Genomic DNA, 12,629 nt, shown 5'->3' on the forward strand with positions numbered 1-12,629 from the left:
AAATTCTGTTTAACGCGGGATATCGCGCACAAGGCGGTGACCCCAATCCCTACATTGGATTTGCCCTCAGTCACAGGTTTTGAGCCGCACGAAGCGCAGCCCGATCACTGGGTGCCATGCCGCAGCCGCCAAACCCGCCAGCACGATCAGCGTCGGCACCGAACCGCTCGCCAGCACCCGGTCATACACCTGTAGCATGAACAGTGATCCGGTGAGCATCAGGAGATTGATCGGCAGGCTGAGCAGGCCAACACCTGCGAGCGTAGAACGGAGTGCCTGAAGGCACTCCGCAACAAGCCCGTCCTGGGTGCGTGATTGCGACACCATGCGTTGTGGTCTTTACGCGTAAAACCGGAAGTCGTCGGAGGACAGGTCCGACACGACCACATTCTTCAGGACAATGCTGTTGTCCGTATCCAGCGTGATGGTCGTATCGGTGCCGTTATCCGCCGCGCTGTTCAGGACGTCCGCATAAGATGTCAGGTTGGTGACACCCCTGAACTCGATGATATCCTCCGTCGCAGCACCAGCCGCAAAATCGGTTATGATATCCTCGCCAAAACCGGGATCAAAGACGAAGGTATCGTCCCCCGAGCCGCCGGTCAGGATGTCGTTGCCTGTGCCAGCATCCAGACGGTCATCGCCAGCGCTACCATACAGATAATCATCGCCCGCGCCGCCGTTTAGGATGTCATCGCCAGCGGTGCCGGTCAGGATATCATCACCAGCGGTGCCAAAGATCGGTGCTTCGTTTCTTCCGCGAACAACAACTGAAACCGTTGCGGTGCTTTCACCGCCATTGCCATCTCTGACGGTATAGGTAAATGTATCCGTCAGCATTTCGCCCTCTGCCAGGGCCTGAACAGCCTCTGCGCCGGTCGGATCATAGCTGATGGTCCCATCGGTGTTCAGCGTCAGGACTGCTCCATGCGCGCTTTCGGCAGAGACCGCTGTCACCGTCAGTGCATCTCCCTCGGCATCGCTGTCATTGACAAGAAGACTGGCTGTCTCAATCAGGGTGACAAAACCTTCCGAGATAATATCGGAACTTTGTGTAACACCGGCTGCATCGAAAATACGGGCCTCCATGGTCCAAGCAGACGAAGCGCCGTACTGTTGGTCATTAGACTCCCAGGTGACCACAAAATCGCCATTGGCGAGCGCTGTAACCTTCGGGTTTCTTTGAGCGCCATCGATGATTGCATTGACCAGAAATTCACTGGCGATCTCCCCGCCGTTCGCATCGAAAATACGGGCCTTGATAGCAGTATCGTAAGAACCGTCTTGCGGGTCAGTAGCCTCCCAGGTAACGACGAAATTGCCATTCGCGAGTGCTGTAACACTAACGCCATGCTGCCAGTCGTCAATGGCATTGAGAGGTTCATTGACTTTGAGGAGGCCGCTGATGTCCCCGCCATTCGCGTCGTAAACACGGAAATAGCTGTCAGAACCACAAAGATCGTTATTGCAGGGTCCAGTCGACCAGCTTGCGACGAAATTGCCATTGGCGAGCTCTGTAACACTTATGATGTATTGATAGAACCCGTCGACGACGTTCAACCTGCCGCTGATCCCGACGCCATTCGCATCAAAAACGCTTGCGTTAGTCTCTAAATATCCGTTATCTTTATGCAGCCAAGTTACGATGAAATTGCCATTAGAGAATGCTGTAACACTCGGCGAACGTTGGAAAGCCCATTCTTTAATGACGTAGAACTCACTGACAATCTCAACGCCATCTACGTCTACAATACGTGCCTTGATGTCAGTAAAGTGAGATTCATCAGGGGATTCCCAAGTTTCGACGAAGTTGCCATTGGCGAGTTCTGCGACCTTCGGGTCGCTTTGGGTGCCATTGGTAAAGTCATTGATCAGGAACTCACTTGCGTCAATTGTACTTTCTGCATCAATAGTATTTTCAACCTCGCTATCATCAGCCGCGACAGGTGCATCGTTTCTTCCGTGAACAACGATTGAAACCGTTGCAGTGCTCTGCCCACCATTGCCGTCTTCAACCGTATAGGTGAAGGTGTCGATAAGTGTCTCGCCCTCTGCCAGAGCCTGAACAGCATCTGCGCCGGTTGGATCATAGCTGATGGTCCCGTTGGTATTCAGCGTAAGGGCGGCCCCATGCGTACTCGCGGCAGAGACCGCTGTTACCGTCAGTGCATCCCCTTCAACATCACTGTCATTGGCCAAGAGGGTGGCGGTCTCAATCGAAGTCACAACATCTTCGTCGATCGGCGTGGGACCTTGCGCAACACCGTTTGCATCGAAAATACGCGCCTTGATGGCCCAATCAGTGTCGCCTTGCTGCCCGTCAAGAGAATGCCAGGTGACGACAAAATCACCATTGTCGAGCGCTGTCACATTTGGAGTGCCTTGAATGTCATTGGTAAACTCATTGACGAGGAATTCACCGACAACCTCACTGCCACTCGCATCGAAAATACGCGCCTTGATGGCCCAGCCATCATCACCTTGCTGCCCATCATCAGATGCCCAGGTGACGACAAAGTGGCCATTGGCGAGGGCCGTAACATTTGGGTCGCGTTGCGTGCTATGGGTGAATTCATTGACGAGGAACTCACTGACGATCTCAACACCGTTTGCATCAAAAATGCGCGCCTTGATGGCCCAATCAGTATCGCCTTGCTGCTGGTCTTCAGACTCCCAAGTGACAACGAAATGGCCATTGGTGAGCGCTGTAACAATCGGCTTGATTTGCCAGCCATTGGTAAATTCATTGACGAGGAACTCACCGACAACCTCACTGCCACTCGCATCGAAAATACGCGCCTTGACGGCATAACCGGATGGATCGCCTTGCTGCAAGGCGTGAGAATGCCAGGTGACGACGAAATGGCCATTGGCGAGAGTGGTAACGCTTGGGTCCCGCTGATCGCCATTGGTAAATTCATTGACCAGGAATTCACTGACGATCTCGCCGCCCTCCGCATCGAAAATACGCGCCTTGATGGCCGTTGGAGACGTATCGCCTTGCTGCTGGTCTTCAGACTCCCAAGTGACAACGAAATGGCCATTTTCCAGTGCTGTTACACTCGAGATGAATTGACCGTTATTAGTAAACTCGTTGACCAGGAATTCACTGCCAATCTCACTGCCATCCGCATTGAAAACACGCGCCTTGACAGCATATCCGGATGGATCGCCTTGCTGTTGGTCAAAAGACGACCAGGTGACGACAAAATGGCCATCGGCGAGCGCCGTGACACTCGCGTTCAATTGCCAGCTATGGGTAAACTCGTTGACCAGGAACTCACTGACGATCTCAACACCCTCTGCATCAATAATACGCGCCTTGATGGCAGAAGAAGAAGCATCGCCTTGCTGCCCATCACGAGAGTCCCAGGTGACGACAAAATGGCCATTAGTCAGTGCGGTAATACTTGGAGTCTTTTGTCCGGTGTTGGTAAATTCATTCACGCGGAGTTCACTCGCGCCAATAAGATCATCTACCGCGATCGGTGCATCGTTTACAGGGGGAATCTCAAGGGCAAAGCTATCGCTTGCTGTGCGTGACCCATCGCTGGCCGTCACCGTCACACTCAATGTACCATGGAAGTCCTGCGGCGGTGTGCCCGAGAAGCTCCCCGCAATGGCATCAAACACCAGCCAGTCCGGCAGCGCCGCACCATCCGTCAGTGTCGCACTCAAGGTCAGTGCATCGCCATCCACATCCGTGAACGCATTGGTTGGCAGTGCAAAGCTCACAGCTTCATCTTCCGCTGAAGAGTGATCGGACAATGCAATTGCTAAAACGGGTGCATCGTTTCTTCCGTGAACAACAATTGAAACTGTTGCAGTGCTCTCCCCGCCATTGCCGTCCTCGACCGTATAGGTAAATGTGTCGATAAGTGTCTGCCCAACTGCCAAAGCCTGGACAGCATCCGCGTTGGTGGGATCATAGCTGATTGTCCCGTCGGTGTTCAGCGTCAGGGTCGCGCCATGCGCACTCGTGGCAGACACTGCTGTCATCGTGAGCGCATCCCCGTCGACATCGCTGTCGTTGGCCAAAAGCGTGGCGGACTCAATCAGGGTCACAACATCTTCTGTGATCGGCTCGGGACCTTGAGCAACACCGTTTGCATCGAAAATACGCGCCTTGATGGCATAACCAGACGTATCACCTTGCTGCCCGTCGTTAGACATCCATATGATGACAAAATGGCCATTGGCGAGCACTGTCACGCTCGGCGCAATTTGAGTGTCATTGGTGAATTCATTGACCAGGAATTCACTGACAACCGCATCGCCATTCGCGTCAAAAATACGCGCCTTGATGGCCCAGCGATCATCGCCTTGCTGCCCATCATCAGACGCCCAGGTGACGACAAAATGGCCATTGGCGAGGGCCGTAACATTTGGGGTATCCTGATTGCCATCAGTAAATTCATTGACCAGGAACTCACTGACAACCGCATCGCCATTCGCGTCCAAAATACGGGCCTTGATGGCAGAACCTTCGGTGTCGCCCTGCTGCCCGTAACCAGACTCCCAGGTGACGGCAAAATGACCATTGGCCAGTTCTGTAACGCTCGAATTCCATTGAGAGTCATTGGTAAATTCATTGACCAGGAACTCACTGACAATCTCATCGCCATTCGCATCGAAAATTCGCGCCTTGACAGCATAACCAGATGGATCGCCTTGCTGCACGGCATAAGAGTGCCAGGTGACGACAAAATTACCATTTTCCAGCGCTCTCACACTTGGGTTCCGCTGATCGTAATCGGTAAATTCATTGACCAGGAACTCACTGACGATCTCAACACCCTCTGCATCGAAAATACGCGCCTTGATCGCAGTTGGAGACGTATCGCCTTGCTGCTGGTCTTCAGACTCCCAGATGACGACAAAATGGCCATTGGCAAGCGCTATCGCACTCGAGAACGCTTGATCGCCATCGGTAAATTCATTGACGAGGAACTCACTGGTGATCTCACCGCCGTTCGCATCGAAAACACGCGCCTTGACAGCATAATCAGATGGATCGCCTTGCTGTCGGTCAATAGACGACCAGGTTACGACAAAATTACCATTTTCCAACGCTGTCACACTCGGAATCAATTGCCAGCTATCGGTGAACTCATTGACCAGGAACTCGCCGACGATCTCAACACCATTCGCGTCAAGAATACGCGCCTTGATCGCAGAAGAAAAAGCATCCCCTTGCTGCCCAGCATCAGACGTCCAGGTGACGACAAAATTGCCATTGGCCAGTGCGGCAATACTTGGAGCATTTTGTATGGTGTTGGTAAATTCATTCACGCGGAGTTCACTCGCGCCAATAAAATCATCAGCTGCGACAGGGGCATCATTGACCGGTGTGATCTCAAGCGTAAAGGTCTCGCTTGTTGCAAGTGAGCCATCGCTCGCCGTCACCATGACGTTCAATATGCCGTTGAAGTCCTGGGGCGGTGTGCCCGAGAAACTCTCCGTAGCCGCATCAAACACCAGCCAGTCCGGCAGCGCCGAACCATCCGCAAGCGTCGCACTCAAGGTCAGCGCATCGCCATTTGGATCCTCAAATGCATCCTCTGGCAGCGCAAAGCTCACAGCCTCATCTTCTGTTGAAAACTTGTTGACCAATGGAACTCCCAAATCAGGCGCATCGTTGGCTCCAATGACCTCAAGGGAGACTGTTGCGGTGCTCTCCCCGCCATTGCCGTCGCTGACTGTATAGGTGAAGGTATCCGTCAGGGTCTCCCCCTCGGCCAGATCCCGAACAGCTTCTGCGTCTCTTGGATCATAGCTGATCGTCCCATCGGTGTTCAGCGTCAGGGTTGCGCCATTCGCGCTTTCGGCAGAGACCTCTGACACCGTGAGGGCATCCCCGTCGACATCGCTGTCATTGGCCAGGAGGGTGGCGATATCAATCGAAGTAACAACATTTTCTCTGACAGGAGTGGGGCTCTGCGCAACATCATCAACCGCGACAGGAGCATCGTTGGTTCCGTGCACAACAACTGAAACACTTGCGGTGCTCTGACCGCCGTTGCCGTCCTCGACGGTATAGGTGAAGGTATCCGTCAGGGTCTCGCCCTCTGCCAGGGCCTGAACAGCGTCTGCGCCGGTTGGGTCGTAGCTGATTGTACTGATCGTATCGGTGGTGTTCAGGGTCAGGGTTGCCCCATACGCACTCGTGGCAGACACCGCTGTCATCGTGAGCGCATCCCCCTCGACATCGCTGTCGTTGGCAAGAAGGGTGGCGGTATCAATCAGGACGACAACATCTTCTGTGATGATATTCGGACTTAGAACAACAACATCATCAATCGCGGCAGGCGCATCGTTTCTTCCGTGCACAACAACTGAAACGCTTGCGGTGCTCTCCCCACCATTCCCGTCCGCGACCGTATAAGTGAAGGTATCCGTCAGGGTCTCGCCAACTGCCAGCGCCTGCGCAACCGCAGCACCGGTGGGATCGTAGCTGATGGTCCCGTCAGTGTTCAGTGTCAGGGTTGCCCCATATGTGCTTGTGGCCGACACCGCGGTCACCGTGAGCGCATCCCCCTCGACATCACTGTCATTGTCCAGAAGCGTGGCGGTCTTAATCAGGGTCACAGCGTCTTCGGTGATGATGTTGGAGCTTTGAGCAACACCATTTGCATCGAATATACGGGCTTTGATGGCCCAATCAGAAGTATCGCCTTGCTGCCCGTCTCTAGATTGCCAGGTGACGACGAAATGGCCATTGGCGAGGGCTGTAACACTTGGCTCGGTTTGAGTGTCATTAGTGAATTCATTGACCAGGAATTCACTGACGATCTCGTTACCATCCGCATCAAAGATGCGGGCCTTGATGGCAGAGCTGGAAGCATCCCCTTGCTGCTCGTCTCCAGTCACCCAGGTAACAACGAATTCGCCATTGGCGAGGGCTGTAACGCTCGGGCTGATTTGACTGTCATTGGTAAATTCATTGACCAGGAATTCACTGGTGACCTCAACGCCATTCGCATCAAAAATACGCGCCTTGATGGCATAATCAGACGTATCAACCCGCTGTCCTTCTCCAGACTGCCAGGTGATGACAAAATGGCCATTGGCAAGTTCTGTGACGCTCGGGTTGAGCTGCCAGTCATTATTGAATTCATTGACCAGGAACGCACTGACGATCTCACCGCCATCCGCATCAAAAACACGGGCCTTGATGGCCCAATCGGACGTGTTACCTGGCTGCCCGCCTTCAGACACCCAGGTGACGACAAACTGCCCATTGGCGAGGGCTGTAACGCTCGGTTGAGCACCATTGTTGAATTCATTGACGAGGAACGCACTGACGATCTCACCGCCATCCGCATCAAAAATACGCGCCTTGACAGCCCAATCGGGCATGTCGCCGTGCTGCTGCGCATGAGACATCCAGGCGACGACGAAATGCCCGTTAGCAAGTTCTGTGACGCTCGGGGCGCTTTGACTGCCATCGGTGAACTCATTGACCAGGAATTCGCTCTGGTCAACAACATCATCCACTGCAACAGGCGCATCATTGGCTCCGTGCACAACGATGGAAACCGTTGCGGTGCTCTCCCCGCCATTGCCGTCACTGACCGTATAGGTGAATGTATCCGTCAGGGCCTGGCCCTCTGTCAGAGCCTGAACAGCGTCTACGCCGGTTGGGTCATAGCTGATCGTCCCATCGGTGTTCAGCGTCAGGGCTGCGCCATGCGCACTTGTGGCAGACACAGCTGTCACCGTGAGCACATCCCCGTCGACATCGCTGTCATTGGCAAGAAGCGTGGCTGTCTCAATCAAGGTGACAGCATCTTCGGTGACAAGATAGGGGTTTTGGGCAACACCGTTTGCATCAAAAATACGGGCATTGATCGCAGAACCGGACGTATCGCCTTGCTGCCCGTCATCGGACTGCCAGGTGACAACAAAATCGCCATTGGCAAGGGCTGTTACACTCGCGTTGCCTTGAAAGAGATGGTTAAATTCATTGACCAGGAATTCACTGACGATCTCGTTACCATCCGCATCAAAGATGCGGGCCTTGATGGCAGAGCTGGAAGCATCACCTTGTTGCCCGTCATAAGAGTGCCAGGTGACGATGAAATTGCCATTGGCGAGGGCGGTAACACTCGGGTCGTGTTGGCCGTTATTGGTAAACTCATTGACCAGGAATTCATTTACAATCTCAACACCGTTCTCATCGAAAATACGGGCCTTGATGGCCCAATCAGTATCACCTTGCTGCCCGTCGTTAGACCTCCATGTGACGATGAAATGGCCATTGGCGAGCGCTGTGACGCTCGGGCTCCCTTGAGTGTTAGCGGTGTATTCATTGACCAGGAATTCGCTGACAATCTCAGCTCCACTCGCATCAAGAATGCGGGCCTTGACGGCACCCCCAGACGTATCGCCTTGCTGCTGGTCATCAGACTCCCAGGTGACAACAAAACGGCCATTGGTGAGGGCTGTCACACTCGATGACTCTTGCTTGCCATCAGTGAACTCATTGACCAGAAATTCATTTACAATCTCAACACCGTTCTCATCGAAAATACGGGCCTTGATCGCAGAACCAGACGCATCGCCTTGCTGCTGGTCATCAGACGTCCAGGTGACGACAAAACTCCCATTGGCGAGGGCTGTCACACTCGAGAACGCCTGACCGCCATCGGTAAACTCATTGACCAGGAACTCACTGGCGATCTCACCGCCATTCGCATTAAAGATGCGGGCCTTGACGGCAGTACTGGAAATATCGCCTTGTTGTCCGTCAGAAGACTGCCAGGTGACGACGAAATCGCCGTTGGAAAGCGCTGTAACGCTCGGGCTGTTTTGCCAGTCACCGGTAATCTCATTGACCAGGAATTCGCTGACAATCTCAGCTCCACTCGCATCAAGAATGCGGGCCTTAATGGCAGAACCAGACGCATCGCCTTGCTGCTGGTCATCAGACTCCCAGGTGACAACAAAATGGCCATTGGTGAGGGCTGTAACACTCGATGACTCTTGCTTGCCATCTGTAAATTCATTGACGCGGAATTCACTCGTGCCAACAATATCATGACCTGCCACAGGTGCATCATTGGCAGGTGTGATCTCAAGCGCAAAGGTGTCGCTGGCTGAAAGTGACCCGTCACTGGCCGTTACCGTGACACTCAATGTGCCATTGAAGTCCTGGGGCGGTGTGCCTGAGAAGCTGCCGGAAGCCGCATCAAACACCAGCCAGTCCGGCAGGGCCGTGCCATCCGTAAGTGTCGCACTCAGGGTCAGCGCATCGCTATCCACATCCGTGAATGCGTTCGCCGGCAGCACAAAGCTCACGGCCTCATCTTCCACGGAAGCCTGATTGGACAATGCAAGTGCCACAACAGGGGCATCATTGGTTCCGTGCACAATGATCGAAACGGTTGCGACGCCCACACCGCCATTGCCGTCATCGGTCGCATAGGAAAATGTGTCGATAAGTGTCTGGCCCTCTGCCAGGGCCTGAACATCAGCTGCCCCGGTGGGATCGTAGCTGATGGTCCCATCAGTGTTCAGCGTCAGGGCTGCACCATGCGCACTTGTGGCAGAAACCGCTGTCACCGTGAGTGCGTCCCCGTCGACATCGCTGTCATTGGCCAGAAGCGTGGCGGTATCAATTGAGGTGACAACATCTTCGGTGATCGGAGTGGGACTTTGCACAACATCGTTAACTGCGACAGGTGCATCGTTGACAGGGGTAATCTCAAGCGCAAAGGCATCGCTTGCTGAAAGAGACCCGTCACTGGCCGTCACCAGTACATTGACCATGCCATTGAAATCCTGCGGCGGTGTGCCTGAGAAGCTCCCTGCAACCGCATCAAACACCAGCCAGTCCGGCAGGGCCGTGCCATCCGTAAGTGTCGCACTCAAGGTCAGCGCATCCCCATCCACATCCGTGAATGCGTTCGCCGGCAGCACAAAGCTCACGGTCTCATCTTCCACGGAAGACTGATCAGGCAATACAATCGCCACAACAGGCGCATCGTTGGCTCCATGAACAACCACGGAAACACTTGCGGTGCTCTCCCCGCCATTACCGTCCTCGACCGTATAGGTGAATGTATCCGTCAGGGTCTGACCCTCTGCCAGGGCCTGAACAGCGTCTGCGCCGGTTGGATCATAGCTGATCGTCCCGTCGTCTGTGTTCAGCGTCAGGGCCGCGCCATGTGCACTCGTCGGAGACACATCCATCACCGTCAGCGCATCTCCATCCACATCGCTGTCATTGGCCAGAAGCGTGGCGGTCTCAATCAGGGTGACAACATCTTCTGTGATAATCTTGTGACTTTGAGCAACACCGTTCGCATCAAAAACGCGGGCCTTGATGGCGAGGTCCCCATCGCCCTGCTGTCCGTCATGAGACTCCCAGGTGACAACAAAACCCCCATTGGCGAGGGCTGTCACACTCGGGTTCTGTTGCCAGCCATTGGTGAATTCATTGACCAGGAATTCACTGACAACCTCATCGCCATTCTCATTGAAAATGCGGGCCTTGATGGCAGTACCGGACGTATCCCCTTGCTGCCCGTCCTCAGACATCCAGGTGACAACAAAATGGCCATTGGTGAGCGCTGTAATACTCGGGTATACTTGCCAGCTATCGGTGAATTCATTGACCAGGAACTCACTGACAATCTCATCGCCATTCTCATTGAAAATACGGGCCTTGATGGCAGAAGCGGACGCATCCCCTTGCTGCTGGTCATGAGACCCCCAGGTGACAACAAAACCCCCATTGGCGAGGGCTGTCACACTCGGGTCCTCTTGCCAGAAGTTGATGAATTCGTTGACACGGAACTCACTGACAATCTCATCGCCATTCTCATTGAAAATACGAGCCTTGACGGCAGACCAAGACGTATCCCCGTGCTGTTGGTCCCAAGAATGCCAGGTGACGACAAAATGGCCATTGGCGAGCGCTGTAACGCTCGAGTATAGTTGCGCGTCATTGGTGTATTCATTGACCAGGAATTCACTGACAATCTCATCGCCATTTGCATCGAAAATGCGGGCCTTGATGGCAGAACTGGACGTATCCCCTTGCTGCCCGTCAAGAGAATGCCAGGTGACGACGAAATGGCCATTGGCAAGGGCTGTCACGCTCGGCCAGCCTTGCATGTCATGGGTAACTTCATTGACCGGGAACTGACTGACAATCTCATTACCATCCGTATCAAAAATACGGGCCTTGATGTCAAAACCAGACGGATGCCCTTGCTCCTGATCATTGGACGGCCATGTGACGACGAAATGGCCATTGGCGAGCTCGGTAACGCTGGGGGTCAATTGACTACCATTAGTAGACTCATTCACCAGAAATTCACTGACAATCTCCACACCATTCTCATTGAGAATACGGGCCTTGATGGCAGTTTCAGACGTATCGCCCGGCTGTCCATCATCAGACTGCCAGGTGACGACGAAATGGCCATTGGCGAGAGCGGTAACACTCGGGTCGCTTTGAGAGCCATCGGTGAAGTCATTGACCAGGAACTCACTCGGATCAACAGTATCATCAGCCGCGACAGGTGCATCATTGACCGGGGTAACATCAAGCACAAAGGTGTCGCTGGCCGAAAGAGACCCGTCGCTGGCCGTCACCATCACGTTGACTGTTCCATTGAAGTCCTGGGGCGGTGTGCCCGAGAAACTCCCCGCAACCGCATCAAACTCCAACCAGCCAGGCAGGGCCGCACCATCCGCAAGCGTCGCGCTTAAGGTCAGCGCATCGCCATCAACATCCGTGAATGCATTGGCCGGTAATACAAAGCTCACAGATTGATCTTCTGCTGAAAACTGATGAGGCAATGCAAGTGCCAGAACGGGTGCATTGTTCATTACGGTCATTCCTTTATCCAATTCAAGCTGTGAGCAATTGAGATGATCTCATTTGCATGCTGTACATGTGAGTGATGAGTGAAAACCTGTTGTTATTGTACTGGCTAACGTTCCAAAGTTTTACTGATTGGGTTCCGCTGCGCGATTGACCGCGAATACGTCCAGCCAATTCGTCCCGCATCCAACACTGGATCCAGATCGCTGAATTGGAAAATACCATGATTCTATATTTGAATAGGAAAAGGCTATGGTGGGGTCTGCACCTGTCAGACTGTTACTTTGTCAATACGGCCTGAGCAAACAGTCGCCACAAGCACCATTATCGCACCAGAAGTCTGCAATGGTCTTCTGGTCAGGGCGAGTTGCCCAGTCAACCACATCAGTTCGACGTTCCGCCCTGCATTACGTTCTAACCAATGGCCGTGCCTGGCTCACCCAAACACTGACCGCTATCGCAAACGGGCATAAACAGTCCAACATCAGCAGCCTGATGCCCTGGAATTACGCCACAGACCTGTAATCGGTGCACCGCCTTCACTTTATCCTGAAAATGACGCAGAAATCTCAGCGGCCCAATGCATGTACCGGCTGCTGTTCTCCGCCGTCCCTGAGGCCCTGGTTCAGACCTGCATCGTGCATCTGGTGCGCTATGCACTGCGCAGCTCTCTCGGCAGATGAAGTGGCCGAAACATCTGCCCGTGCGGCTCAAAACCTGTGACTGAGGGCAAATCCAATGTAGGGATTGGGGTCACCGCCTTGTGCGCGATATCCCGCGTTAAACAGAATTT

General features: G+C 53.8%; 2 protein-coding genes and 1 pseudogene. 1 reads left to right on the plus strand and 2 read right to left on the minus strand.

Translation table 11 applies throughout. From position 1 onward, the window contains the following. Positions 1-66 precede the first annotated feature (66 nt). On the minus strand, positions 67-327 hold the full coding sequence (locus tag ACR0LL_RS20650; RefSeq protein ID WP_480423919.1) for a hypothetical protein: 261 nt from the start codon (positions 325-327) through the stop codon (positions 67-69). 12 nt (positions 328-339) lie between these two features. After that, complete coding sequence (locus ACR0LL_RS20655) at positions 340-11,850, minus strand: tandem-95 repeat protein (RefSeq protein WP_480589167.1); 11,511 nt, start codon at positions 11,848-11,850, stop codon at positions 340-342. Positions 11,851-12,262: 412 nt separating this feature from the next. On the opposite strand from ACR0LL_RS20655, the pseudogene ACR0LL_RS20660 reads away from it, so the two are divergent. Next, positions 12,263-12,361 (plus strand): annotated as a pseudogene (locus ACR0LL_RS20660) (transposase domain-containing protein); the annotation flags it as partial. Positions 12,362-12,629: the final 268 nt, after the last annotated feature.

It is taken from the genome of Ruegeria sp. AI2 (genome assembly GCF_056541275.1).

Excerpts from the sequence above, each read along its gene's own strand:
- ACR0LL_RS20650 (WP_480423919.1), bottom strand. The coding sequence starts at position 327 with ATGGTGTCGCAATCACGCACCCAGGACGGGCTTGTTGCGGAGTGCCTT.
- ACR0LL_RS20655 (WP_480589167.1), bottom strand. The coding sequence starts at position 11,850 with ATGACCGTAATGAACAATGCACCCGTTCTGGCACTTGCATTGCCTCAT.